The sequence below is a fragment of the Phreatobacter sp. genome (genome assembly GCF_030691135.1).
Lineage (GTDB): Bacteria > Pseudomonadota > Alphaproteobacteria > Rhizobiales > Phreatobacteraceae > Phreatobacter.
The window spans coordinates 30,922-55,717 of sequence record NZ_JAUYFA010000075.1; the positions used below are offsets into that span (position 1 = coordinate 30,922).

Consider the following 24,796-nt stretch of genomic DNA (forward strand, 5'->3'; position numbering starts at 1 on the left):
GCCGTCCCCGCGCGACAAAAGCGTAATTCCGCGTCACCCTAGCCAGGAATCATCCGAGCGCCGCCGTCGGCGCGGGCCCGCAAGGGCCGCTTCGCGGCGTGTCGAGGAAAGGACGAGTGAACCATGAGCGATGCCAAGAAGCGTCCGCCCCTCAACCCCGGCGAGGTCAAGACCTTCCCGGTCCTGCCGCTGCGCGACATCGTGGTCTTCCCCCACATGATCGTGCCTCTCTTCGTCGGCCGCGAGAAGTCGATTCGCGCCCTCGAGGAGGTGATGCGCGCCGAGACGCATATCCTGCTCGCGACCCAGATGAAGGCGCAGGACGATGATCCCGAGCCCGAGGCCATTTACGAGATCGGCACGCTCGCCTCCGTCCTCCAGCTCCTGAAGCTGCCCGATGGCACCGTGAAGGTGCTGGTGGAGGGTGTTTCGCGCGCCCGCATCGGTGCCTATTCCGGCCGCGAGGAGTTCTACGAGGCCGAGGCCGGGGCGATTGCCGACGAGATCGGCGACAAGGTCCAGGTCCAGGCGCTGGCGCGCTCGGTGATCACCGAGTTCGAGGGCTACGTGAAGCTCAACAAGAAGGTCTCGCCGGAGATCGTCTCGGTGGTCAGCCAGATCGACGAGCCGTCGAAGCTAGCCGACACGGTCGCCTCGCACCTTGCCGTGAAGATTTCCGACAAGCAGTCGGTGCTGGAGACGATCGACGTCGCCAAGCGGCTGGAGAAGGCGCTCGGCCTGATGGAGAGCGAGATTTCGGTCCTGCAGGTCGAGAAGAAGATCCGCACCCGCGTCAAGCGCCAGATGGAGAAGACGCAGCGCGAGTACTACCTCAACGAGCAGATGAAGGCGATCCAGAAGGAACTCGGCGACGAGGACGGCCGTGATGAGCTGGTCGAGCTCGAGGACAAGATCAAGAAGACCAAGCTCTCGAAGGAGGCCCGCGACAAGGCCAACCACGAGCTGAAGAAGCTGCGCCAGATGTCGCCGATGTCGGCCGAGGCGACGGTCGTGCGGAACTATCTCGACTGGATGCTGTCGCTGCCCTGGGGCAAGAAGTCGAAGATCAAGAAGGACCTGCCGGCCGCGCAGAAACTGCTCGACGCCGACCATTTCGGCCTCGACAAGGTCAAGGACCGCATCGTCGAGTACCTGGCGGTGCAGCAGCGCGCCAACAAGCTGACGGGCCCGATCCTCTGCCTGGTCGGTCCTCCCGGCGTCGGCAAGACCTCGCTCGGCAAGTCGATCGCCAAGGCGACGGGGCGCGAATTCGTGCGCATCTCGCTCGGCGGCGTGCGTGACGAGGCCGAAATCCGTGGCCACCGGCGCACCTATATCGGCTCGATGCCGGGCAAGATCATCCAGTCGATGAAGAAGGCGAAGACGGCGAACCCGCTGTTCCTGCTCGATGAGATCGACAAGATGGGCCAGGACTTCCGCGGCGATCCCTCCGCGGCTCTCCTCGAGGTGCTCGACCCCGAGCAGAACGCGACGTTCAACGATCACTATCTGGAGGTCGATTTCGATCTCTCGAGCGTGATGTTCGTCACCACGGCGAACACGCTGAACATCCCGCCGCCCCTGCTGGACCGCATGGAGACGATCCGCATCGCCGGCTATACCGAGGACGAGAAGCGCGAGATCGCCAAGAAGCACCTGATCCCCAACGCCGTCACCAAGCACGGCCTGAGCGAGAAGGACTGGTCGATCACCGACGAGGCGCTGATGACCGTCATCCGCCGCTACACGCGGGAGGCGGGCGTCCGCAACTTGGAGCGTGAGATGTCCAACCTCGTCCGCAAGGGCGTGAAGGACCTGACGCTGACCAAGAAGAAGACGATCAAGGTCACCCCGAAGGTGGTCGAGGAGTATCTCGGCGTCCCTCGCTATCGCTTCGGCATGGCGGAGACCGAGGATCAGGTCGGCGCCGTCACGGGCCTCGCCTGGACCGAGGTTGGCGGCGAGCTCCTGACCATCGAAGCCGTGATGATGCCCGGCAAGGGCCGCATGACGGTGACGGGCAACCTGAAGGACGTGATGAAGGAATCGATCAGTGCCGCCGCATCCTATGTGCGGTCGCGCTCGCTCGCCTTCGGCATCAAGCCGACGCTGTTCGACAAGCGCGACATCCACGTCCATGTGCCCGAGGGGGCGACCCCGAAGGACGGTCCGTCGGCTGGTATTGCGATGGCAACAGCCATCATCTCGGTCTTGACCGGCATCCCGATCCGCAAGGACATCGCCATGACCGGCGAGGTCACGCTGCGGGGCAGGGCGTTGCCGATCGGGGGCCTGAAGGAGAAGCTGCTGGCCGCGCTGCGCGGTGGTCTGAAGACGGTCCTCATCCCCGAGGAGAATGCCAAGGACCTCGCGGAGATCCCGGACAATGTGAAGAACGGGCTGGAGATCATCCCGGTTTCGCATATGGACGAGGTGATCAAGCACGCGCTGATCCGCGTGCCCGAGCCGGTGGAATGGGACGAGGAAACCGAGCCCATGACGCAGCGAAAGGCCGGCGAAGAGGACCCGTCCGGCGTCGTCGCGCATTGAACCCAGCCTTCCGCTCATGATCGCAAACCCCGGGCCGAGGCCCGGGGTTTTCTGTTGAAAGCCTCGAAAATCAACCGGCAGCGGGCGGAAAATCCAGCATTTTCCTTGCTTTCGGACTGCTGGCGCGGCAAAGGGAACGCCCGCCGGCAACGGAATCCGCATTCCCGGACCGGCGCAAACTGAAGGAGAACAGCCCGTGACCAAAAACGAACTGATCGCCGCGGTCGCCGATGCGGCGAGCCTGACGAAGGCGCAGGCGGGTGCAGCAGTGGATGCCACGTTCGACGCCATCGCCGCCACGCTGAAGGCCGGTGGCGACGTGAAGCTCGTCGGTTTCGGTGCCTTCTCGGTGACCAAGCGCGCCGCCCGCGAGGGTCGCGACCCGCGCACCGGCAAGCCCGTGCAGATCAAGGCCTCCAACGCGCCGAAGTTCTCGGCCGGCAAGGGCCTGAAGGACGCCGTCAACTCCTGATCCGTTGACGCCGTATTGGCGAAACGCCGCTGCGGCCTGGGGCTGCGGCGGCGTTTTCGTCTTGCCGCGTCGTGCCGGTCCGGGGCCGAGGCGCCTCTTGTCCCGGCGGCGGGAGCGGTCTACATGGCGGGAGCACCATGATCCCCGGGGGCGGTTAGCTCAGTTGGTAGAGCGCCTGCTTTACACGCAGGATGTCGGCGGTTCGAGCCCGTCACTGCCCACCATTCCCCATCGGCTGACCTGTCGATCTCCCGGCCGCGATGCTGCGGCGGCCTCGGGCACGGGCAGCTGGCTTGTCGAAATCGCGTCCGTTGTGGTCCTGGTGCCGTGCTAAGCGGCGGCACGTCGCGGCGCAGCGGCCGACAGCGTGAGAGGGCAGGGATGTGACGGGTTGGCTCGCCGAAGTCCGCAACGGTTTCGCGGAACTGTCTCCCACCGTTTTCCCCTATCGCCGCTTCGCCTTCGCCCTCGCCCTCGGCATCCTGGGCGGCGTGATCTTCCATGCCCTGCGCCTGCCTCTGCCCTGGATGCTGGGTGCGATGACGGTCTGCACCATCGCCGCGCTGGCGCGGGCGCCCGTCGCGGCCCCCAACGTCATCCGTTCGCCGATGTCCGCCATCATCGGCGTCATGCTGGGTTCGGGCTTCTCGCCGGACATCGTCTACCAGCTGCCGCAATGGCTCGTGCCGCTGGCCGGGCTGGTGCTGTTCATGATGGCCTGCGGCCTGTCGGTCGTCTGGTACTACCGCCGGGTCGGCGGCTACGACTGGGTCACGTCGTTTTTCTCCGGCATGCCCGGCGGGCTCGTCGAGATGGTCATCTACGGCGAGGAACGCGGCGGCGACGCGCGCGTCATCGCGCTCGTCCATTCGGCGCGCATCCTGCTGGTGGTGCTGACGCTGCCCTTCATCATCCAGTTCAGCCAGGGCATCCGGCTGGACCGTCCGGTCGGTGGCGTGTCGATGTTCGACGCTCCGCTCACGTCGGAACTCTGGTTGGTCGTCTGCTGCTTTGCCGGCGCTTTCCTCGGCCACGTCCTGCGGCTTCCGGCCAAGACGCTGCTCGGCTGCATGATCGCGAGTGCCGCCGTGCATGTTTCCGGCCTGTCCGACTTCAAGCCGCCCTATGAGATCGTCAATGCCGCCCAGCTCGTGCTCGGGGTCGCCATCGGCTGCCGCTTTGCGGGAACGGCGGGCAGGGTGGTCTGGCGTGTGCTGGCGCTCTCGGTCGGATCGACCGCCATCCTGCTGTTCTGGATGACGCTGTTCGCGGTGACCTTCTCTCACCTGTCGGGCTTTTCCACCGTGACGCTGATCCTCGCATATTCGCCCGGCGGTTTGACGGAGATGGCGCTGATCGCGGTCACCCTGCAGGCCGAGGTCGCCTTCGTCGCCGCCTTCCACATCATCCGGGTCTTCCTGACGATGATCGCCGCGCCGCTGACGTTCCGCTGGCTCGGTGCAGGAGCCGGGCCACGGCCCTGACCCGCAGAGGCGACAGGCCGGAGGCGTGTCCGCCCCCGGCCAGCGTGTTGCCGGATGGTCCCGTGGCGCCGACAGGCGTCAGGCGGCCTTGACCTCGCGGAGGAAGGTCTCGACCGAGCGGGACAGGGTGGTGGCCTGTTCGGAGAGGCTGCGTGCGGCGGTCAGCACCTGCGAGGCCGAGCTGTTGGTTTCGGCCGAAGCGGAGGTGACGGCGGTGATGTTGTCGACGACGCGGGCCGTCCCGGTGGCGGCGGCCTGGACGTTCTGTGAGATTTCGTCGGTGGCCGCCCGCTGCTGCTCGATGGCCTCGGCGACCGCCGAGGCATAGCTCGCGACTTCGGTCATGGTCTGGGCGATGGCCTCGATGGAGCCGACCGCCGTCGTCGTCTCCTGCTGCACCGCGTTGATCTGCGCGGCGATCTCCTCGGTCGCCTTGGCGGTCTGACCGGCGAGGGACTTCACCTCGCTGGCGACGACGGCGAAGCCGCGGCCCGCTTCACCGGCACGCGCCGCCTCGATGGTGGCATTGAGGGCGAGGAGATTGGTCTGTTCGGCGATGGCGCGGATGAGGTTGAGGACCTCTCCGATCCGGCCCGCCGCCTCGGCCAGCGCCTTGACGCGCTGGTTGGCGCCGTCGGCTTCGGCGCTGGCGCGCTCGACGACGGAATTGGTCTGGCCGATCTGGTTGGCGATCTCGTTGATCGACGCCGACAGTTCCTCCGATGCGGCCGCGACCGACTGGACGTTGGCCGAAGCCTGGCGCGAGGCGCCCGAAGCCTGGTCGGCCTGCCCGGATGCGCCGGCGGCGATGCCGGTGAGGGTGCGGGCGGTTTCTTCCATCCGGCCGGCATTGTCGCCGACCCCCTGGAGCACGGTGCCGATCGATTCGGAGAAGTCGCGCACCAGAGAGTCGATACGGGCCTGGCGGGCCTGGCGGGCGCGGGCCTCCGCCTCGGTTTCCGACTCCAGACGGGCGCGGGCGACGGCGTTCTCGCGGAACACCTCCACCGAGCGCGCCATGTCGCCGATCTCGTCGCGGCGGTCGACCGAGGTGACGTGCTGCGCATGGTCGCCGGCGGCGAGCGCCGTCATGGTGGCATTGAGCTCGCGGATAGGCTTGCCGAGGTGGCGGGTGAGCAAGGTGGCGATGCCGATGCCGGCGACGGCCACCGCCAGCAGGACAGCGAGCAGCGTCAGCATGGCGGTGTTGCGGGCGGAGACGAAGGCGCGGGTGTCGATGGCGACCTCGAGCGTGCCGATCGGCTGGCCGGAAAAGTTCCGTAGCGGTCCCGCCAGCACGGCGACGGGATGGCCGCCGATGGTCGATTCGCGCCACAGCCCCGGAGCCTGGAGCGCCGCCTGATGGACGGGTAGGGGGAGGAGGGTCTTCTCGGCGAAGGTCGCCCCCAGCGAGTTCAGCGCGCCGTCCTGGATGAGGTGCATGGCGATGTCGGCCTTGAAGCGGCGCTTCAGGTCGGTGAGGAAGGGAAGGCCGAGCGCCGCGCCGATATCCGTGACGCCGACGATCTGCCCGCCGGAGCGTACCGGCGTGACGGCGAAGATCGAGACGTTGTCGCGGCCCGGCTCGATGCCGACAACCTGTGCGCCCGAGGAAATGGCGGAGCGTATAGTGTTGCGGCGGCTCAGCACGTTGTCGCCGAAGGCCTGCGGAGCGTGGACGCGGGCGAAGGCCGTGCCGTCGGGCCTCTGGAAGCTCAGGAGGCCGAGGCCGAGCCCGGTCCTCATCGGCTCACCGAGATCCTTCATGGCGGCGAGGAGCCCGGCGCGGTCGTCCTTCAGTAAGCTCTCCGCGACGCGCGGATCGTTGGCGATGGCCTGGGAGGCAGCGGCGGCGCGCTGCCCCTGCTCGGTCATGGCTGCGACGACAGCCTCGTAACGCTGGACGAGAGCCGACTCGATGGCCTGATCGCTGAGAGCGTCCTGCTGGAAGTAGCCGGCGGTGCCAACAACGCCCGCCGCGACGAGGGCGGTGGCCGTTACCGTTACCATCAGCTTCACGCCGATCGTGCGCAGTTGCAGAAGACTTCCCAAGGCCATGAACGCGTCCATCCGCTGTTCGGCACATTCGCGCACCTGATTGCGGAGGTATTTCGCGCGACTCTGGTTAAAGAAGACTCAAATGAGCGGGAAGGCGTCAAAAGAGACATGAAGCCATGTCCGGCGTGCCTCCCGTTCATCCCATGCCCTGACGCATCGGTGGGCAAATGCGGCGATATCCGCAATTCGCCTTGACAGGCTCATGAGCCTCCCGTAATTCCCGCCACCTCGACCGGCGCACATCAAGCGCGCCGAGCAACGCGCGGGCGTAGCTCAGTTGGTTAGAGTGCCGGCCTGTCACGCCGGAGGTCGCGGGTTCGAGTCCCGTCGCCCGCGCCATTGTTCTCGCCGGACCTGTCCTTTCGCGGGCATTTGTTCCAGCATCCGGCGGCCCCTCTGCTTCGCCTCGCTGGTCGGAATGCCGATACGTTTCGCGGGTGATTCGCCGCTTTTCCGGTTCTCGCCTCGAAGTGAGGACGGATGCCGCGCGATTTTCATAACGTTTCCAAGGAAAGCGACTCCTGAAGGTCTGCCCGCTGCTTGCACCGCAACAGGGGAGGGAGTAAGGCACAGGGCATAGCCGGTTCGGGGGCTCGCGCGCCCCTTGCCGGTCATGCAGGAGGGCCTTCGATGCAGGCTGCGACATCCGCGCTGCTGAACGACTATCTGCCGCTGGTGATCTTCATCGCGCTGGCCGGCTTCATCGGAATTGCCCTTCTCGTCGCTCCGTTCGTCGTCGCCTTCTCGAGGCCCGACAGCGAGAAGCTCTCGGCTTACGAGTGCGGTTTCAACGCCTTCGACGATGCCCGCATGAAATTCGACGTGCGGTTCTATCTCGTCGCCATCCTTTTCATCATCTTCGACCTCGAGGTCGCCTTCCTGTTCCCCTGGGCGGTGGCTTTCAAGGAGGTTGGACTGTTCGGCTTCTGGTCCATGATGGCCTTCCTCGGCGTATTGACGATCGGGTTCGTCTACGAGTGGAAGAAGGGCGCCCTGGAGTGGGATTGAGGTTCTGACCATGCCCACCGCAATCGATCGCGGCGCTCCGCTCGTCGCTCCGGCCCCTAAGGGCCTCATCGGCGCCGACGGGCGACCGCTGGGCGCCTCCGATCCGTTTTTTACCGGCGTCAACAACGAACTGGCCGACAAGGGCTTCATCGTCACGGCGACGGACGAGCTCATCAACTGGGCGCGGACCGGCTCGCTGATGTGGATGACGTTCGGGCTGGCCTGCTGCGCCGTCGAAATGATGCAGCTGTCCATGCCGCGCTACGACGTCGAGCGCTTCGGCTTCGCGCCGCGCGCTTCGCCGCGCCAGTCGGACGTGATGATCGTGGCGGGAACGCTGACCAACAAGATGGCCCCGGCGCTGCGCAAGGTCTACGACCAGATGCCGGAGCCGCGCTACGTCATCTCCATGGGCTCCTGTGCCAATGGCGGCGGCTATTATCACTATTCCTACGCGGTGGTGCGCGGCTGCGACCGGATCGTCCCGGTCGACATCTATGTGCCGGGCTGCCCGCCGACGGCCGAGGCGCTGCTCTACGGCGTGCTGCTGCTGCAGAAGAAGATCCGCCGCACCGGCACGATCGAGCGGTGAGGGGACACGATGTCGCTTGAAGAGCTCGGCGAGACGATCAAGGCGGCGCTGCCGGGCGCCGTGACGGGTGCGCGCGTCGCCTATGGCGAACTGACGCTCCAGGCGGAGGCGGGCGACATCGTCCGTATTCTGACCCATCTGCGCGATGATCCCGGCTGCCTGTTTCGCAACATCATCGACATCTGCGGCGTCGACTATCCGGGCCGCGCAAAGCGTTTCGACGTGGTCTATCACCTGCTGTCGCCGAAGTTTAACCGCCGGGTCCGGATCAAGATCCAGACCGACGAGACGACGCCGATCGCCTCGGCGACGGACGTGTTTCCCGGCGCGCTGTGGTTCGAGCGCGAGACCTACGATCTCTTCGGCGTGCTGTTCACCGGCCATCCGGACCTGAGGCGCCTGCTGACTGATTACGGTTTCGACGGCCATCCGCTGCGCAAGGACTTCCCGACCTCGGGCTTCGTCGAGGTGCGCTACGACGATGAGGTCAAGCGCGTCGTCTACGAGCCGGTCCGGCTGCCGCAGGAATTCCGCCAGTTCGATTTCCTGTCGCCCTGGGAAGGGACTGACTATGTCCTGCCCGGCGACGAAAAAGCCAAGGCGAACTGAGCATGGCCGAAGCCGAGATTCGCAACTTCACCTTCAACTGGGGTCCGCAGCACCCGGCGGCCCATGGCGTTCTCCGGCTCGTCATGGAACTCGACGGCGAGGTGGTCGAGCGCTGCGACCCGCATATCGGGCTGCTGCATCGCGGCACCGAGAAGCTGATCGAGACCAAGACCTATCTGCAGGCGCTCCCCTATTTCGACAGGCTCGACTATGTCGCGCCGATGAACCAGGAACATGCGTTCTGCCTGGCGATCGAGCGCATGCTGGGCATTGACGTGCCGAGGCGTGGCCAGCTGATCCGCGTGCTCTACAGCGAAATCGGCCGCATTCTTTCGCACCTCCTCAACGTGACGACTCAGGCGATGGACGTCGGCGCGCTGACGCCGCCGCTGTGGGGCTTCGAGGAGCGCGAGAAGCTGATGATCTTCTACGAGCGCGCCTCGGGCTCGCGCATGCACGCGGCCTATTTCCGCGTCGGCGGCGTTCACCAGGACCTGCCGGTCGGTCTCGTCGAGGATATCGAGGCCTGGTGCGACCCCTTCCTCAAGGTGGTCGGTGACCTCGACGCGCTCTTGACCCCCAACCGCATCTTCAAGCAGCGCAACGTCGACATCGGCGTCGTCACGCTCGACGAGTGCTGGGCCTGGGGCTTCTCGGGCGTGATGGTGCGCGGTTCCGGCGCGCCCTGGGACCTCAGGAAGTCGCAGCCCTACGAGTGCTATGCCGAGCTCGATTTCGACATTCCGATCGGCAAGAACGGCGATTGCTACGACCGCTATCTCATTCGCATGGAGGAGATGCGCCAGTCGGTGAAGATCATGCGCCAGTGCTGCAAGCTGCTGCGCGAGACGCCCGGCCCGGTCTCGACCAAGGACAACAAGGTGGTGCCGCCGAAGCGGGGCGAGATGAAGCGCTCGATGGAGGCGCTCATCCACCACTTCAAGCTCTACACCGAAGGCTTCCACGTGCCGGCCGGCGAGATCTACGCCGCGGTCGAGGCGCCGAAGGGCGAATTCGGCGTCTATCTGATCGCCGACGGGACCAACAAACCCTATCGCTGCAAGATCAGGGCGCCGGGCTTCGCCCACCTGCAGGCCATGGATTTCCTGTGCAAGGGCCATTTGCTGGCGGATGTCTCCGCCATTCTCGGCTCCATCGACATCGTGTTCGGAGAGGTTGACCGGTGAGCGTTCGCAGACTGGCGCCAGACGAGGTCCAGCCGGCCTCCTTCGCCTTCACCCCCGACAATCTCGCATGGGCGCAGAAGACGGTCGGCAATTATCCGTCCGAGCGGAAGGCCTCCGCCGTGATCCCGCTCCTGTGGCGGGCGCAGGAGCAGCACGCCTACTGGCTGCCGAAGGCGGCCATCGAATATATCGCCGACATGCTCGACATGCCCTATATCCGGGTCTTCGAGGTGGCGACCTTCTACACGATGTTCCAGCTGCAACCGGTTGGGAAGAAGGCACATGTTCAGGTTTGCGGCACGACGCCCTGCATGCTGCGCGGCGCCGAGGCGCTGATCAAGGTCTGCAAGAGCCGGATCCATCACGAGCCGTTCCACCTGTCCGACGATGGCGACTTCTCGTGGGAAGAGGTCGAATGCGCCGGCGCCTGCGTCAACGCACCGATGATCCAGGTCTTCTCCGACACCTATGAGGATCTGACGCCGGAGAGCCTTGAGAAGGTGCTCGACGCCTTCGCCCGCGGCGAGAAACCGGCTCCTGGCCCGCAGAACGGACGCCACGGCGCCGAGCCCGAGGGCGGGGCGCTGACGCTGCGCGACCTGCCGTATGATGCCGCGGCGCCCGGGGGCGCCATGGTCGCCGAGAAGAAGGTCGCCGAGAGGCCGGTCGCCGACACCGGACCTTCCGCCGAAGCGCTGGCCCTGGCGGCGCGGGAAGAGGCCGACATCAAGGCGAAGCTGGCGACGCTCGCTGCCGACGCCACGCCCGAGCAGAAGGCCGACGCGGTCGGCATTCGGCCGCAGGGTCTGCCGGCGGCCCGCGAGGCGAAGGCCGACAAGCTTCAGCAGGTGAAGGGCATCGGGCCGGTCAACGAGGGCAAGCTGAACGCCCTCGGCATTTTCCATTTCGACCAGATCGCCGCCTTGACCCGCGAAGAAATCCGCTGGGTCGGCACTTATCTGTCGTTCCCCGGCCGTATCGACCGCGAAGAGTGGACGGTGCAGGCCAAGGCGCTGGCGGCGGGTCTGCCGTCCGTCAAGGAGTGAGAGCATGCTCGCCGACAAGGACCGCATCTTCACCAATATCTACGGCTTCCAGGACAAGAGCCTGAAAGGCGCGATGGCGCGCGGGAACTGGGACGGGACCAAAGGCTTCATCGCCCAGGGCCGCGACTGGATCATCCAGCAGATCAAGGATTCGGGGCTGCGCGGCCGCGGCGGCGCCGGCTTCCCGACCGGTCTGAAATGGTCGTTCATGCCGAAGCAGTCGGACGGCCGGCCGCATTACCTCGTGGTCAATGCCGACGAGTCGGAGCCGGGCACCTGCAAGGATCGCGAGATCCTGCGCAACGACCCGCATACGCTGATCGAGGGGTGCCTGATCGCCGCGTGCGCGATGGGCGCGCATGTGGGCTACATCTACGTGCGCGGCGAGTTCATCCGCGAGCGCGAGGCGCTGCAGCGCGCCATCGACGAGTGCTACGACGCCGGCCTCCTCGGCAAGGGCAACACCAACGGCTGGGACTTCGACCTCTACGTCCATCACGGCGCCGGCGCCTATATCTGCGGCGAGGAGACGGCGCTGCTCGAAAGCCTCGAGGGCAAGAAGGGCCAGCCGCGGCTGAAGCCGCCGTTCCCGGCCAATATGGGCCTCTACGGCTGCCCGACGACGGTGAACAACGTCGAGTCGATCGCCGTGACGCCGACGATCCTGCGGCGCGGGGCGACCTGGTTCTCCTCCTTCGGTGCGCCGAACAATGTCGGCACCAAGCTGTTCTGCGTCTCCGGCCACGTGAACAAGCCGGCGACCTTCGAGGAGGCGATGTCGGTGCCCTTCTCGGAACTCGTCGAGAAGCATTGCGGCGGCATCCGCGGCGGCAGGGACAACCTCCTCGCCGTCATTCCCGGCGGTTCCTCGGTGCCGCTGGTGCCGGCCGAGCAGATCTGGGACGCGCCGATGGACTTCGATTCGCTGCGCGCCCTGAAGTCGGGCCTCGGCACGGCGGCGGTCATCGTCCTCGACAAGTCGACCGACGTGGTGAAGGCGATCACCCGCATCTCCTATTTCTACAAGCACGAGAGCTGCGGCCAGTGCACGCCATGCCGCGAGGGCACCGGCTGGATGTGGCGCGTGCTGACGCGCATGTCGGAAGGCCGCGCCCAGAAGAAGGAGATCGACATGCTCCTCGAAGTGGCGGGGCAGGTCGAAGGCCACACGATCTGTGCGCTCGGCGACGCCGCGGCCTGGCCGGTCCAGGGCCTGATCCGGCACTTCCGTCACGAGATCGAGAAGAAGATCGACGCCTATTCGGCCAACCCGCACGGCGAACCCGTGCGAATCGCTGCGGAGTGACGCGCATGACCCGGCACGGCCTTCTCCTGATCGGTATCCTCGCGCTCGGCGGCTGCGTCACGGCGGCCCCGCCGCCGCCCCGTCCGACCGGCGAGACCGCGCTGCGCATCACCATCAACGCCTCGCCGGACTTCGTCCGCCAGACCCTGTTGATGCGCGCTGCGTCCCGTGGGGCGTCGGCGCGCACGCCCAATGCCCGCACCGTCGTACTGGAACGGCCGATCACCGAGACGACGCCGGCGCTCGCCGCCGTCTGCGGCCCGCACAAGCCAGGCCGCCGCGTCAGCATCGTGATCTCCACGGAAGGGGCGGGCAACCGCACCGCCCTGACCGAGCGGCGCTTCCTGATCGACGGCGACGGCACGCGCTGCGCCGTGCTGCTGACGCCCGAGGATGTCGCTGCCGGCAACCGTTCCCTCGCCGAACTCAAGGCGCAGGTCGAGACGCAGATGGCGGGACGATGAAGAGCCCGCCTTTCCACATCGAGCCGACTTCGGGACACTCCCGGCGACGGAGGCAGTGCATCACCGCAACCGCGATGGAGGGCCGGTCATGACCGCTGCCACCAAGACCGTGAGTGCATTGCCTGCCAGCGCGAACATGTCGCTGGATGCCCTGACTGGCCCGGCCATGGCCGCGATGATGCTGCCGAGCACCATGATGCTGGGCGGTATCGTCACCATGTGCGGCTTTGGCTTCGCCTTCGCACGGGCCTTCGAGGTCATCGGCCGCGACCAGGGCGCTCCGGCGCCGGCTGCCGCCGCGCCGCGGCTCGTCGTCTCCAACCCGCCGCCGGTCGCGCTTACCGCGGTCGAAGCGGCGAAGCCTGCGCCGGCCAAGCCGCCGGCCGCGTCGTCGAAGCCCAAGGCGATGAAGGCCGTCCCGACGAAGGTCGTCCCTGCCAAGGTCGTCGCTGCCAAGGTCGTTCGGGCCAACGAACCGGCTCTCCAGGCTGCCGCGGTGACGCTGCCGGCCACAAAGGTTTCCGCTCCGGCCGCCACCGTGGAAGCGGCGAAGCCTGTGCCGGCCAAGCCCTCGGCCGCGCCGCCGAAGCCGACGCGCCCCGGCGGCTCGCCGCCGAAGCCCAAGGCGATGAAGGTCGTGTCGCCCAAGGATGCGCCCGCCGCCCCGAAGGCCGCCGCTGTCAAGACGGCGGTGCCGGAAGTCCCGGCCGTTGCTCCGGTCGAGGCTGCCAAGCCCGTGTCGGCCAAGCCGACGGGGATACCGCCGAAGCCTTCGCGGCCTGGTGGATCACCGCCGAAGCCGAAAATGGCAATGCCTTCAACGGCAGAGCCCCCGGTTGCCGCAGCCCCTGCAAAAAAAGTTGTCCCCAAAGCGCCGAAAGCGCTGACAATAGCGACCACATCGACGTCGAAGGGCATTTCGCTGCCCAAGCTGTCGATTCAGAAGAATCCGGGCTCCGAGCCCGGCAAGGACTGAAGCCTCCGCCGGCCTCGCAAGGGCAGGTGGATTTGAGATGAGGGGTGGCGCGAGCCGCCTCACGAGGATGCCGGAGCCGCCGTCGTGCGGTTTCGGCCAGGAGCGGATGGATTGAGCCGATGGCGAAGGTGATCGTCGACGGGCAGGAGATCGAGGTGCCGGGCGAGTACACGCTGATGCAGGCGTGTGAGGCCGCGGGCGCCGAGATTCCGCGCTTCTGCTACCATGAGCGGCTGTCGATCGCCGGCAACTGCCGGATGTGCCTCGTCGAGGTGAAGGGCTCGCCGAAGCCGGTGGCGTCCTGCGCCCAGAACGTCCGCGACCTGCGTCCCGGCCCGAACGGCGAGCCGGCCGTCATCAACACGCGGACGCCACTGGTGAAGAAGGCCCGCGAGGGGGTGATGGAGTTCCTGCTCATCAACCACCCGCTGGACTGCCCGATCTGCGACCAGGGCGGCGAGTGCGACCTGCAGGACCAGGCCATGGCCTATGGCGTCGACAAGTCGCGCTACTCGGAGAACAAGCGCGCCGTCGAGGACAAGTATATCGGCCCGCTGGTGAAGACGGTGATGACGCGCTGCATCCACTGCACGCGCTGCGTCCGCTTCACCACGGAGGTCGCCGGCATCTCCGAGCTCGGTCTGATCGGCCGCGGCGAGGATGCCGAGATCACCACCTATCTGGAACAGGCGATGACGTCCGAGCTGCAGGGCAATGTCGTCGACCTTTGCCCGGTCGGCGCGCTGACCTCCAAGCCCTTCGCCTTTAACGCCCGGCCCTGGGAACTCCTGAAGACCGAATCGACTGATATGATGGACGCGGTCGGCTCGGCCATTCGTGTCGATGCCCGCGGCCGCGAGGTGATGCGCGTGCTGCCGCGCCTCAACGAGGCGGTGAACGAGGAGTGGATCTCCGACAAGACCCGCCACGTCGCTGACGGCCTGCGCACCCAGCGCCTCGACCAGCCCTATATCCGCGAGAATGGCCGGCTGCGCCCCGCGACCTGGCCGGAGGCCTTCGCCGCCATTGCTGCCAAGGTGAAGGGGACGGCGCCGGAGAAGATCGGTGCTCTCGCCGGCGATCTCGCCACGCTCGAGGAAATGTACGCGCTGAAGAGCCTCGTCGGTGCCCTCGGCTCCAGGAGCATCGACGGCCGCCAGGACGGGGTGAAGCTCGACCCGGCCCTCGGCCGCGCCTCCTATGTGTTCAATCCCGGCATCGCCGCCATCGAGGAGGCGGATGCGATCCTGCTGGTCGGCACCAATCCGCGGCGCGAGGCGCCGATCATCAATGCCCGCATCCGCAAGCGCTGGCGCATGGGCGGGGTCAAGATCGCCGTCATCGGCGAGGTGGTGGACCTCACCTATCGCCACGACTATCTCGGCGCCGGGCCGGAGACGCTCGCCGAGGTCGTGTCGGGCAAGCATTCCTTCGCCGAAGTGCTGAAGGGCGCCAAGAAGCCGCTGGTCGTCGTCGGACAGGGGGCGCTCGCCCGTGCCGACGGCGCCGCGGTGCTGTCGCTTGCCGCCCATGCGGCGACCGCCTTCGGCGCAGTGGCCGAGGGCTGGAACGGCTTCGCGGTCCTGCACACCGCGGCGTCCCGGGTCGGCGCGCTCGACCTCGGCCTGGTGCCGGGCGAGGGCGGTCTCGACGCCGCGGCCATGGCGGGCGGCGGTGTCGACGTGTTGTTCAACCTCGGTGCCGACGAGATCACCATCGGTGACGGCCCCTTCGTGGTCTATGTCGGCACCCATGGCGACCGCGGGGCGCACCGGGCAGACATCATCCTGCCGGGCGCGACCTATACGGAAAAGTCCGGCCTCACCGCCAATACCGAAGGCCGCATCCAGGTGGTGAACCGCGCCGGCTTCCCGCCGGGCGACGCCAAGGAGGACTGGGCAATCCTGCGCGCGCTGTCCGACGTCCTCGGCGTCAAGCTGCCCTTCGATTCGCTGGCCCAGCTGCGCGCCGCGATGGCGAAGGACCACCCGCATACGCTGCGCATCGGCGCGCTGGCGCCCGTCGACGCCGCCGCCATCGGTGCGCTCGCCGGCCTCGGCGGCAAGGTGGAGGCGGCGCCCTTCACCGCCGCCATCGAGGACTTCTACATGACCAATCCGATCGCGCGGGCCTCCGCGACGCTCGCCGAATGCTCGGCGATCGCCAAGGGCACCCACCGGCAGGCGGCGGAGTAAGGCAGAGCCATGGACAATTTCTGGACCCTGATCTGGCCTATCCTGCTCATCGCCATCCAGAGCCTCGTGCTCATGGCGGCGCTGCTGGTCTTTGTCGCCTTCATCCTGCTCGCCGACCGCAAGATCTGGGCGGCCGTGCAGTTGCGCCGCGGCCCCAATGTCGTCGGCCCCTTCGGCCTGCTGCAGAGCTTCGCCGACCTTCTGAAATTCGTCTTCAAGGAGCCGGTGATCCCGTCGGGGGCCAACAAGGGTGTGTTCCTGCTGGCGCCCTTCGTTTCGGTGCTGCTGGCGCTGGCTGCCTGGGCGGTCATCCCGCTCAACGAGGGCTGGGCCATCGCCGACCTCAATGTCGGCATCCTCTTCATCTTCGCGGTGTCGTCGCTCGGCGTCTATGGCGTCATCATGGGCGGCTGGGCGTCGAACTCGAAGTATCCCTTCCTCGGCGCCCTGCGCTCGGCGGCGCAGATGGTGTCCTACGAGGTCTCCATCGGCTTCGTGATCATCTGCGTGCTGCTCTGCGTCGGCTCGCTGAACCTGTCGGACATCGTCAGGGCGCAGGACAAGGGCATCGGCCTGTTCGGCTGGTTCTGGCTGCCGCTGTTCCCGGTCTTCGTGATCTTCTTCATCTCGGCGCTGGCGGAGACGAACCGCCCGCCCTTCGACCTGCCGGAAGCCGAGTCGGAGCTGGTCGCCGGCTTCATGGTCGAATATTCCTCGACCCCCTACATGATGTTCATGCTGGCCGAATACGTGGCCATCATTACCATGTGCGCGCTCATCACCATCCTGTTCCTCGGGGGCTGGTTGCCGCCGTTCCCCTTCGCCCCCTTCACCTGGGTGCCGGGGGTGGTGTGGTTCGTTCTCAAGATTTCGCTGGTCTTCTTCATGTTCGCCATGGTGAAGGCCTTCGTGCCGCGCTACCGCTACGACCAACTGATGCGCCTCGGCTGGAAGGTGTTCCTGCCGATCTCGCTGGTGATGGTCGTCGTGGTGGCGAGCGTGCTGCAATTCACCGGCTGGGCGCCGTAAGGGGCCCGGCATGGACAGCCTGTTCAACCCGGCCGGACTGCTCGGCGCCCTGATCGGCGCCGCGGTCGGCTGGGTCGACTACCGGATCGTCTCGGGTCTGCTGGTCGGCAAGCTCAGGCAGACCGACCGCTCGACCACCGAGGCCGAGCGGCAGGATTACGAGCGCCGGATCGTCCTGGCGCAGCGGATCCTGATGGTCGTCATCGTGCCCGCCTTCGCGGGCCTTGGTTACTGGCTCGGCCGCACGCTCAGCGGCTGGGGCATTTGAGGAGAAGAGGTCCATGGCGTCGACGTTCCGGCTCGACCGCGCGGCCAAAGCCCTGTTTCTGACGGAGTTCGTCTCGGCGTTCCTCCTGTCGATGCGCTATTTCTTCAAGCCGAAGGCGACCATCAACTACCCCTTCGAGAAGGGGCAGATCTCGCCGCGCTTCCGCGGCGAGCATGCGCTGCGCCGCTATCCGAACGGCGAGGAACGCTGCATCGCCTGCAAGCTGTGTGAAGCGATCTGCCCGGCCCAGGCCATCACCATCGAGGCCGGCCCGCGCCGCAACGACGGAACGCGGCGCACGACCCGTTACGACATCGACATGGTGAAGTGCATCTATTGCGGCTTCTGCCAGGAGGCCTGTCCGGTCGACGCCATCGTCGAGGGGCCGAATTTCGAATTCGCGGTCGAGACCCGCGAGGAACTCTACTACGACAAGGCACGGCTTCTGGCCAACGGCGACCGCTGGGAACGCGAGATCGCCGACAGCCTGAAGAAGGACGCGCCCTACAGGTGACGACGCAGGGACGCAGCCCGGCGGAGCGCCGTCTGGACGCGTTGCAACTTGGACTTTAAGAGAGGCGCGCGCAGGGCTCCCCCCGAGTCTGTCACAAGCGCGCCCTCCGCAACAGGAACGGGGCAAAGGGGCAGATGCTCGCCGGTCTCTTCTTCTACCTCTTCGCCTCCGTGCTGGTGGCCTCGGCCGTGATGGTCATCGCCGCGCGCAATCCCGTGCACTCGGTGCTGTTCCTGATCCTCGCCTTCGTCAACGCCTCCGGGCTCTTCGTCCTGATGGTCGCGGAGTTCCTGGCGATGATCCTGGTGGTGGTCTATGTCGGCGCCGTCGCGGTGCTCTTCCTCTTCGTCGTCATGATGCTCGATGTCGACTTCGTCGAGCTGCGCCAGGGCTTCCTGCAATATCTGCCGGTGGGGGCGCTGGTCGGCCTCGTCGTGCTGGCCGAGCTGTTCATGGTGATCGGCGCCTGGACCCTCGGCGGGGTGTCGCCCAAGACGATCACCGCGCCGATCCCGCCCGACATCACCAATGCCGAGGCGCTGGGGCGGGTTCTCTACACCCAGTATGTCTATTTCTTCCAGCTCTCGGGGCTGGTGCTGCTGGTCGCCATGATCGGCGCCATCGTGCTGACGCTCAGCCACCGCACCGGCGTGAAGCGGCAGGATCCGGGCGCACAGTCGGCCCGCACGCCGGAGACGGCGATCGAGGTCGTCAAGGTCAAGACGGGCGAGGGGGTCTGAACCATGCTGACCATCGGCCTCTCCCACTACCTCTCCGTCGCGGCCATCCTGTTCACGCTCGGGATGCTCGGCATCTTCCTCAACCGGAAGAACATCATCGTCATCCTCATGTCGATCGAGCTCATCCTGCTGGCGGTGAACATCAATCTCGTCGCCTTCTCCACCCATATGGGTGACATCGTCGGCCAGGTCTTCGCGCTCATGGTGCTGACGGTGGCGGCGGCCGAGGCGGCCATCGGGCTCGCCATTCTCGTCGTCTTCTTCCGCAACCGCGGCTCGATCGCGGTCGAAGACGTCAACATGATGAAGGGCTGACCGGTCCATGTATCAGGCCATCGTCTTCCTTCCGCTCGTCGGCTTCCTGATCGCCGGCCTGTTCGGCCGGGCCATCGGGGCGCGCGCTTCGGAGATCGTCACCACGGGCCTTCTCGGCATCGCCGCGCTGCTGTCCTGGGTCGCCTTCTACCAGGTCGGCTACGCCGGCCAGGGCACCACGGTCGAGCTGTTCCGCTGGATCAGCGCCGGTTCGCTCAACGTGTCGTGGTCGCTGCGCATCGATACGCTCACCGTCGTCATGCTGGTGGTGGTGAACTCGGTCTCGTTCCTCGTCCACCTCTATTCCATCGGCTACATGCACGAGGATCCGGACCGGCCGCGGTTCTTCGCCTATCTGTCGTTCTTCACCTTCACCATGCTGGTGCTGGTGACGGCCAACGACCTGCTGCAGATGTTCTTCGGCTGGGAGGGCGTCGGTCTCGCCTCCTATCTGCTGATCGGCTTCTGGTACAAGAAGCCCTCGGCCAATGCCGCGGCGATGAAGGCCTTCATCGTCAACCGCGTCGGCGATTTCGGCTTCCTGCTCGGCATTTTCGGGCTCTACATGCTCACCGGCTCGGTCAGCTTCGAGGCGGTTTTCGGCGCCGCCCAGGGCCTCGCCGGCAAGCCGATGGAGTTCCTCGGCTACCAGGTCGACGCGCTCACCGTCGTCTGCCTGCTGCTCTTCATGGGCGCCATGGGCAAGTCGGCGCAGTTCCTGCTGCACACCTGGCTTCCCGACGCGATGGAGGGGCCGACCCCGGTCTCCGCCCTCATCCATGCGGCGACCATGGTCACCGCCGGCGTCTTCATGGTGGCGCGGCTGTCGCCGGTCTTCGAATATGCGCCGACCGCCCTGCAGGTGGTGATGTTCTTCGGCGCGACGACGGCCTTCTTCGCCGCCACCGTCGGCCTGGTACAGAACGACATCAAGCGTGTCATCGCCTATTCGACCTGTTCCCAGCTCGGCTACATGTTCGTGGCGCTCGGGGCAGGGGCCTATTCGGTCGGCGTCTTCCACCTCTTCACCCATGCCTTCTTCAAGGCTCTCCTGTTCCTCGGGGCCGGCTCCGTCATCCACGCCATGCACCACGAGCAGGACATCCGCCGGATGGGCGGCCTCGCCGGCCATATCAAGTTCACCTATGCGATGATGGTGATCGGCACCCTGGCGCTGACCGGCTTCGGCCTGCCGTTCCTGCATATCGGCTTCGCCGGCTATCACTCGAAGGACGCGATCATCGAGGTCGCCTATGCCGCTCACGGCGCCATGGGGCCCTATGCCTTCTTCATGACGGTCGCCGCGGCGCTGATGACCTCGTTCTATTCCTGGCGCCTGATCTTCATGACCTTCCACGGCAAGCCGCGCTGGGGCCACGACGACCACGCGCACGCCCCGGCGGAACTTCATGCCCACGGCCATGCCGATCCGCATGTCGCCGCCCACGGCACCCATGACGATCATCATGCCGCCCATGGTCACGGCCATGCCCACAAGCCGCACGAGAGCCCGCTGGTCATGCTGATCCCGCTCGGCGCCCTGGCGGTCGGCGCGGTGTTCTCCGGCTTCGTCTTCGCGAAGAGTTTCCTCTACGGGGACGGCATCAAGTCGTTCTTCCGCGACTCGATCTTCATGCGGCCGGAGAACCACATCATCCACAACTTCCACGCGGTGCCCGGCTGGGTCCCCTGGACGCCCTTCGTGATGATGGCGATCGGCTTCGCGCTGGCCTGGTACATGTACATCAAGCGGCCGGACGTGCCGGCACAGCTCGCCCGCGAGCACCGCGGCCTGTACCAGTTCCTGCTCAACAAGTGGTATTTCGACGAGCTCTACGACCGCATCTTCGTGCGGCCGGCGCGCTGGCTCGGGCGGTTCTTGTGGAAGAAGGGCGACGGCTGGCTGATCGATGGCTTCGGCCCCGACGGCATCGCCGCAAGGGTCGTGGACGTCACCCGCGGCGTCGTGCGGCTGCAGACCGGCTACCTCTACCACTATGCCTTCGCCATGCTGATCGGGGTCGCGGCGCTCGCCACCTGGTTCATGTTCTCCGGCGGCGTCGCAGGAGTCCGCTGATGTCGAACGCTCCGATCCTTTCGATCATCACCTTCCTGCCGCTGCTCGGCGCCGCGCTGATCCTCCTGGTGCGCGGCGACGACGAGGCGGCGAAGCGCAACATCCGCATGATCGCGCTGTTCGCCACTCTGGTGACGTTCGGCCTGTCGCTGATCCCGGTCTGGCTGTTCAACCCGGCCACCGCCGAGTTCCAGTTCGTCGAGCGTGCCGCCTGGCTCGGCGGCGTCATCAGCTACCGCATGGGCGTCGACGGCATTTCGCTGCCGCTGGTCATCCTCACCACCTTCCTGATGCCCTTCTGCATCCTCGCCTCGTGGGTCTCCATCGACAAGCGGGTGAAGGAATACATGATCGCCTTCCTGGTGCTCGAGACGCTGATGATCGGCGTCTTCTGCGCCCTCGACATCGTCCTTTTCTACCTGTTCTTCGAGGCCGGCCTGATCCCGATGTTCCTCATCATCGGCATCTGGGGCGGCAAGCGGCGGGTCTACGCGGCCTACAAGTTCTTCCTCTACACGCTGCTCGGATCGGTGCTGATGCTCCTCGCCATCATGGCGATGATCTTCGCCGCCGGGACCTCCGACATCGCCGAGCTGATCAAGACCGGCCCGCAGATCTTCTCGCGCGACATGCAGTTCTGGCTGTGGCTTGCCTTCTTTGCCTCCTTCGCGGTGAAGATGCCGATGTGGCCGGTTCATACCTGGCTGCCGGACGCCCATGTGGAAGCACCGACGGCGGGCTCGGTGATCCTCGCCGGCGTGCTGCTGAAGATGGGCGGCTACGGCTTCCTGCGCTTCTCGCTGCCGATGTTCCCGGAGGCGAGCGCCTTCTTCGCGCCCTTCGTCTTCACGCTGTCCGTCATCGCCATCATCTACACCTCGCTCGTGGCGCTGATGCAGGAGGACATCAAGAAGCTGATCGCCTATTCCTCGGTCGCCCATATGGGCTTCGTGACGATGGGCATCTTCGCCGGCAATGCCGAGGGCATCCAGGGCGCCGTGTTCCAGATGATCTCCCACGGCATCGTGTCGGGCGCGCTCTTCCTGTGCGTCGGCGTCGTCTATGACCGGATGCACACCCGCGAGATCGCCGCCTATGGCGGTCTGGTCAACCGCATGCCGATCTATGCGGTGATCTTCATGGTCTTCACCATGGCCAATGTCGGCCTGCCCGGCACGTCGGGCTTCGTCGGCGAGTTCCTGACGCTGATGGGCACGTTCAAGAGCTCGACGCTCGCCGCCTTCCTCGCCACGACGGGCGTCATCCTGTCGGCCGGCTATGCGCTCTGGCTCTACCGCCAGGTCGTCTGGGGCGAACTGACCAAGCCGTCGCTCAAGGGCATCGCCGATGTCGACCGCCGCGAACTGACGATCCTCGTCCCACTGGTGGTGCTGACCATCTTCTTCGGCGTCTATCCGCGCCCGATCCTGGCGACGTCCGAGGTCGCGGTGAACGCGCTGGTGGAATCCTACAAACAGGCGAACGGAGCGGCCCGCACGGCCGCTGCCGTTCCGCCGCGCTGATGGTGTCGACGATGAACGCTCCTGTCCTCGACCTCGTCCCCATCCTTCCCGAGCTGATCCTGGCGCTCGGCGCCATGGCGCTGCTGATGTACGGCGTCTTCACCGGCGACCGTTCGGCCCGCACCGTGACCGTCGGCGCCATCGTGCTGCTGGTCGCGGCGGCGGTGACGGTGATGCTCATCGGCGGAACGCCGCGCAGCGCCTTCAACGGTTCCTTCGTCCTCGACGCCTTCGCGCGGTTCATGAAGGTTCTCGCCTTCCTTGGCGCGGCGGTGGCGCTCGTCCTGTCGCAGGACTTCCTGCGGCGGGAGCGCATCGAGAAGTTCGAGTTCCCGATCCTCATCCTTCTGTCGACCACCGGCATGGGCGTGCTGATCTCGGCCGGCGATCTCATCGCGCTCTATATGGGCCTGGAGCTGATGTCGCTGGCGCTCTACGTCATCGCCTCCATCCATCGCGACAATGCGAAATCGACGGAAGCCGGCCTGAAATATTTCGTCCTCGGCGCCCTGTCGTCGGGCATGCTGCTCTATGGCTGCTCGCTGATCTACGGCTTCACCGGCACGGTTCAGCTCGCCGGTATCGCCGCTGCCCTGAAGACCGGTCCGATCAGCCTCGGTCTCATCTTCGGCCTCGTGTTCCTGATCGCCGGCATGGCGTTCAAGGTCTCCGCCGTGCCGTTCCACATGTGGACGCCCGACGTCTATGAGGGCGCGCCCTCGCCGGTGACCGCCTTCTTCGCGGCGGCCCCGAAGGTCGCGGCCATCGCCATCTTCGCCCGCGTCCTGGTCACCGGCTTTCCGGCGGCGACGCAGCAGTGGCAGCAGATCGTCGTATTCGTCTCGGTCGGCTCCATGCTGCTCGGCGCCTTCGCGGCGATCGGCCAGACCAATATCAAGCGTCTGATGGCCTATTCCTCGATCGGCCATATGGGCTTCGCGCTGGTCGGCCTCGCCGCCGGCACGGCCGCCGGCGTGCAGGGCGTCGCCGCCTATATCGCCATCTACATGATCATGACGCTCGGCACCTTCGCCTGCATCATCGCCATGCGGCGCGGCGACGAGGCGGTCGAGACCATCGACGATCTGGCGGGACTGTCGCGCACCAATCCGCTAATGGCGGCGGCTCTCGCGGCGCTGCTGTTCTCGCTCGCCGGCATCCCGCCGCTCGCCGGCTTCTTCGCCAAGTGGTACGTCTTCTCGGCGGCCATCGAGGCCCAGCTCTACACGCTGGCGGTGATCGGCGTTTTGTCGAGCGTCGTCGGGTGCTACTATTATCTGCGGATCATCAAGCTGATGTATTTCGACGAACCGGCGCCGGCCTTCTCGCCGGTCCGGATCGAGCTGAAGACGGTTCTCGTCGCTTCGGCGCTGTTCAACACGTTCTTCGTCGTCTATCCGGCCCCTCTCGTCGCCGCGGCCGCCGCCGCGGCGCGGGCGTTGTTCTGAGCCCGGCGGCCGATCCGGCCTCGCTCCTGCCGCGTTGCAGCACGGCCGGGCTTGTCCCGGCCTTTCGCGGCTTATAGGACTGCCGGCACATGCGGGCGGTCTTGCGGTGGTTTTCTCGCGGGTGGACCTCCCCGGTCCGTCGTCTCTTGAGCAGGATTTCGTGCTGACCCTCTCCGACACCGCCAACGCGGCAGGCTTCCAACTCGTCCATCTCGCCGAGGTCGGCTCGACCAATGCGGAGGCGCTGGCGCGCGGTGCAGCGGGCGAGACGCGGCCGACCTGGGTGGTGGCGGACCGGCAGACGGCAGGTCGAGGGCGATGGGGCCGCTCCTGGGCCGGCTTCGAGGGCAATCTCTTCGCGACGCTCCTGTTGACCGATCCGGCGCCGCCGGCCCGCATCGCCCAGCTCTGCTTCGTCGGTGCCCTGGCGCTGGACGACGCGCTCCTGACGCTGGCGCCCGATCTGGAAAGCCGGTTCAAGGTGAAGTGGCCGAACGACGCGCTGCTCGACGGAGCCAAGGTCTCCGGCACGCTGATCGAAGCGACGACGCGTGGTTCCACGACACAGGTCGCCATCGGCATCGGCGTCAATGTCGCCCATCATCCCGACGGCATGCCCTATCCGACGCAGAGCCTCAGGGCGGCTGGCATCGCCGTCGACCGCGGTGCGGTCTTCTCGGCGCTCAGCCGCTCGATGGTGACGGCGCTCGCCATCTGGCGGCGCGGCGAGGGCTTCGACGCCATCCGCGCCGGCTGGCTCGCCCGCGCCCACAATCTCGGCGGCCCCATGGTGGCGAAGAACGGCGACAGACGCATCGAAGGCGTCTTCGTCGGGCTCGACACCGAAGGGCGCCTTCTCCTCGATACCCCGGACGGCCGGGAAATGATCACCGTCGGCGAGGTCGTTCCCGCGCTGGCCGGCACGGTGCACTGAC

22 protein-coding genes and 2 tRNA genes are annotated in these 24,796 nt (G+C 66.5%); 23 read left to right on the plus strand and 1 reads right to left on the minus strand.

Annotated elements, in window-relative coordinates:
* Window positions 1-123 precede the first annotated feature (123 nt).
* The 4 genes from lon to Q8O26_RS13525 all read left to right on the plus strand — a co-directional run bounded on the left by lon (window position 124) and on the right by Q8O26_RS13525 (window position 4,506).
* Entirely contained in the window at window positions 124-2,550 is a 2,427-nt protein-coding gene (gene lon / locus Q8O26_RS13510) for an endopeptidase La (protein ID WP_305576430.1), read from the plus strand.
* 160 nt (window positions 2,551-2,710) lie between these two features.
* Window positions 2,711-3,022: an HU family DNA-binding protein gene (locus Q8O26_RS13515; protein ID WP_305576510.1), complete on the plus strand. Its 312-nt coding sequence runs from the start codon at window positions 2,711-2,713 to the stop codon at window positions 3,020-3,022.
* Between the two features lie 148 nt (window positions 3,023-3,170).
* Window positions 3,171-3,246 (plus strand) — tRNA-Val (locus tag Q8O26_RS13520).
* Window positions 3,247-3,405: 159 nt separating this feature from the next.
* Window positions 3,406-4,506 (plus strand): AbrB family transcriptional regulator, encoded by a 1,101-nt coding sequence (locus Q8O26_RS13525; protein WP_305576432.1) that lies wholly within the window; start codon window positions 3,406-3,408, stop codon window positions 4,504-4,506.
* 78 nt (window positions 4,507-4,584) lie between these two features.
* On the opposite strand, the gene Q8O26_RS13530 is transcribed toward Q8O26_RS13525, so the two are convergent.
* Window positions 4,585-6,564, minus strand: a complete 1,980-nt coding sequence (locus Q8O26_RS13530) for a methyl-accepting chemotaxis protein (protein WP_305576434.1) — start codon at window positions 6,562-6,564, stop codon at window positions 4,585-4,587.
* A gap of 262 nt (window positions 6,565-6,826) precedes the next feature.
* Between Q8O26_RS13530 and Q8O26_RS13535 the strand changes: the two genes are divergently transcribed.
* The 19 genes from Q8O26_RS13535 (at window position 6,827) to Q8O26_RS13625 (ending at window position 24,795) form a co-directional block, all read left to right on the plus strand.
* Window positions 6,827-6,903 (plus strand) — tRNA-Asp (locus Q8O26_RS13535).
* Window positions 6,904-7,194: 291 nt separating this feature from the next.
* Window positions 7,195-7,572, plus strand: a complete 378-nt coding sequence (locus Q8O26_RS13540) for an NADH-quinone oxidoreductase subunit A (RefSeq protein WP_305576436.1) — start codon at window positions 7,195-7,197, stop codon at window positions 7,570-7,572.
* A gap of 10 nt (window positions 7,573-7,582) precedes the next feature.
* Entirely contained in the window at window positions 7,583-8,164 is a 582-nt protein-coding gene (locus Q8O26_RS13545; RefSeq protein WP_305576438.1) for an NADH-quinone oxidoreductase subunit B family protein, read from the plus strand.
* 9 nt (window positions 8,165-8,173) lie between these two features.
* Window positions 8,174-8,773: an NADH-quinone oxidoreductase subunit C gene (locus Q8O26_RS13550; protein ID WP_305576440.1), complete on the plus strand. Its 600-nt coding sequence runs from the start codon at window positions 8,174-8,176 to the stop codon at window positions 8,771-8,773.
* Between the two features lie 2 nt (window positions 8,774-8,775).
* Complete coding sequence (locus Q8O26_RS13555; RefSeq protein WP_305576442.1) at window positions 8,776-9,960, plus strand: NADH-quinone oxidoreductase subunit D; 1,185 nt, start codon at window positions 8,776-8,778, stop codon at window positions 9,958-9,960.
* A complete protein-coding gene (gene nuoE, locus Q8O26_RS13560; protein ID WP_305576444.1) occupies window positions 9,957-11,006 on the plus strand; it encodes an NADH-quinone oxidoreductase subunit NuoE in 1,050 nt (349 codons plus the stop codon). The genes Q8O26_RS13555 and nuoE overlap by 4 nt, the downstream gene beginning before the upstream one ends.
* Window positions 11,007-11,010: 4 nt before the next feature.
* The gene (gene nuoF, locus Q8O26_RS13565) at window positions 11,011-12,312 is read left to right on the plus strand and encodes an NADH-quinone oxidoreductase subunit NuoF (protein WP_305576446.1); all 1,302 of its coding nucleotides are present in this window, start codon (window positions 11,011-11,013) and stop codon (window positions 12,310-12,312) included.
* A 5-nt stretch (window positions 12,313-12,317) separates the two neighbouring features.
* Complete coding sequence (locus Q8O26_RS13570; RefSeq protein ID WP_305576448.1) at window positions 12,318-12,776, plus strand: hypothetical protein; 459 nt, start codon at window positions 12,318-12,320, stop codon at window positions 12,774-12,776.
* Window positions 12,706-13,752: a hypothetical protein gene (locus Q8O26_RS13575; protein WP_305576450.1), complete on the plus strand. Its 1,047-nt coding sequence runs from the start codon at window positions 12,706-12,708 to the stop codon at window positions 13,750-13,752. Before Q8O26_RS13570 ends, Q8O26_RS13575 begins: the two co-directional genes overlap by 71 nt.
* Before the next feature lie 119 nt (window positions 13,753-13,871).
* A complete protein-coding gene (nuoG, locus tag Q8O26_RS13580) occupies window positions 13,872-15,947 on the plus strand; it encodes an NADH-quinone oxidoreductase subunit NuoG (RefSeq protein ID WP_305576452.1) in 2,076 nt (691 codons plus the stop codon).
* A gap of 9 nt (window positions 15,948-15,956) precedes the next feature.
* Complete coding sequence (gene nuoH, locus Q8O26_RS13585) at window positions 15,957-16,976, plus strand: NADH-quinone oxidoreductase subunit NuoH (protein WP_305576454.1); 1,020 nt, start codon at window positions 15,957-15,959, stop codon at window positions 16,974-16,976.
* 10 nt (window positions 16,977-16,986) lie between these two features.
* The gene (locus Q8O26_RS13590) at window positions 16,987-17,244 is read left to right on the plus strand and encodes a hypothetical protein (protein WP_305576456.1); all 258 of its coding nucleotides are present in this window, start codon (window positions 16,987-16,989) and stop codon (window positions 17,242-17,244) included.
* A 13-nt stretch (window positions 17,245-17,257) separates the two neighbouring features.
* Window positions 17,258-17,758: an NADH-quinone oxidoreductase subunit NuoI gene (nuoI, locus tag Q8O26_RS13595; RefSeq protein WP_305576458.1), complete on the plus strand. Its 501-nt coding sequence runs from the start codon at window positions 17,258-17,260 to the stop codon at window positions 17,756-17,758.
* Window positions 17,759-17,892: 134 nt separating this feature from the next.
* Window positions 17,893-18,498, plus strand: a complete 606-nt coding sequence (locus Q8O26_RS13600; protein WP_305576460.1) for an NADH-quinone oxidoreductase subunit J — start codon at window positions 17,893-17,895, stop codon at window positions 18,496-18,498.
* Between the two features lie 6 nt (window positions 18,499-18,504).
* Window positions 18,505-18,813: an NADH-quinone oxidoreductase subunit NuoK gene (gene nuoK, locus Q8O26_RS13605; protein WP_305576512.1), complete on the plus strand. Its 309-nt coding sequence runs from the start codon at window positions 18,505-18,507 to the stop codon at window positions 18,811-18,813.
* Between the two features lie 7 nt (window positions 18,814-18,820).
* Window positions 18,821-20,890, plus strand: a complete 2,070-nt coding sequence (nuoL, locus tag Q8O26_RS13610; RefSeq protein ID WP_305576462.1) for an NADH-quinone oxidoreductase subunit L — start codon at window positions 18,821-18,823, stop codon at window positions 20,888-20,890.
* Window positions 20,890-22,413, plus strand: a complete 1,524-nt coding sequence (locus tag Q8O26_RS13615; protein ID WP_305576463.1) for an NADH-quinone oxidoreductase subunit M — start codon at window positions 20,890-20,892, stop codon at window positions 22,411-22,413. The genes nuoL and Q8O26_RS13615 overlap by 1 nt, the downstream gene beginning before the upstream one ends.
* Window positions 22,414-22,424: 11 nt before the next feature.
* Window positions 22,425-23,861, plus strand: a complete 1,437-nt coding sequence (gene nuoN, locus Q8O26_RS13620; protein WP_305576465.1) for an NADH-quinone oxidoreductase subunit NuoN — start codon at window positions 22,425-22,427, stop codon at window positions 23,859-23,861.
* A gap of 160 nt (window positions 23,862-24,021) precedes the next feature.
* The gene (locus Q8O26_RS13625; protein WP_305576467.1) at window positions 24,022-24,795 is read left to right on the plus strand and encodes a biotin--[acetyl-CoA-carboxylase] ligase; all 774 of its coding nucleotides are present in this window, start codon (window positions 24,022-24,024) and stop codon (window positions 24,793-24,795) included.
* Window position 24,796: the final 1 nt, after the last annotated feature.

Coding starts and splice junctions, on each gene's coding strand:
- Q8O26_RS13590 (WP_305576456.1), top strand. CDS start 16,987: ATGGACAGCCTGTTCAACCCGGCCGGACTGCTCGGCGCCCTGATCGGC.
- Q8O26_RS13550 (WP_305576440.1), top strand. CDS start 8,174: ATGTCGCTTGAAGAGCTCGGCGAGACGATCAAGGCGGCGCTGCCGGGC.
- nuoL (WP_305576462.1), top strand. CDS start 18,821: ATGTATCAGGCCATCGTCTTCCTTCCGCTCGTCGGCTTCCTGATCGCC.
- nuoH (WP_305576454.1), top strand. CDS start 15,957: ATGGACAATTTCTGGACCCTGATCTGGCCTATCCTGCTCATCGCCATC.
- lon (WP_305576430.1), top strand. CDS start 124: ATGAGCGATGCCAAGAAGCGTCCGCCCCTCAACCCCGGCGAGGTCAAG.
- nuoG (WP_305576452.1), top strand. CDS start 13,872: ATGGCGAAGGTGATCGTCGACGGGCAGGAGATCGAGGTGCCGGGCGAG.
- nuoF (WP_305576446.1), top strand. CDS start 11,011: ATGCTCGCCGACAAGGACCGCATCTTCACCAATATCTACGGCTTCCAG.
- nuoI (WP_305576458.1), top strand. CDS start 17,258: ATGGCGTCGACGTTCCGGCTCGACCGCGCGGCCAAAGCCCTGTTTCTG.
- nuoN (WP_305576465.1), top strand. CDS start 22,425: ATGAACGCTCCTGTCCTCGACCTCGTCCCCATCCTTCCCGAGCTGATC.
- Q8O26_RS13600 (WP_305576460.1), top strand. CDS start 17,893: ATGCTCGCCGGTCTCTTCTTCTACCTCTTCGCCTCCGTGCTGGTGGCC.
- Q8O26_RS13575 (WP_305576450.1), top strand. CDS start 12,706: ATGTCGCTGCCGGCAACCGTTCCCTCGCCGAACTCAAGGCGCAGGTCG.
- Q8O26_RS13545 (WP_305576438.1), top strand. CDS start 7,583: ATGCCCACCGCAATCGATCGCGGCGCTCCGCTCGTCGCTCCGGCCCCT.
- Q8O26_RS13615 (WP_305576463.1), top strand. CDS start 20,890: ATGTCGAACGCTCCGATCCTTTCGATCATCACCTTCCTGCCGCTGCTC.
- Q8O26_RS13530 (WP_305576434.1), bottom strand. CDS start 6,564: ATGGCCTTGGGAAGTCTTCTGCAACTGCGCACGATCGGCGTGAAGCTG.
- Q8O26_RS13555 (WP_305576442.1), top strand. CDS start 8,776: ATGGCCGAAGCCGAGATTCGCAACTTCACCTTCAACTGGGGTCCGCAG.
- Q8O26_RS13570 (WP_305576448.1), top strand. CDS start 12,318: ATGACCCGGCACGGCCTTCTCCTGATCGGTATCCTCGCGCTCGGCGGC.
- Q8O26_RS13540 (WP_305576436.1), top strand. CDS start 7,195: ATGCAGGCTGCGACATCCGCGCTGCTGAACGACTATCTGCCGCTGGTG.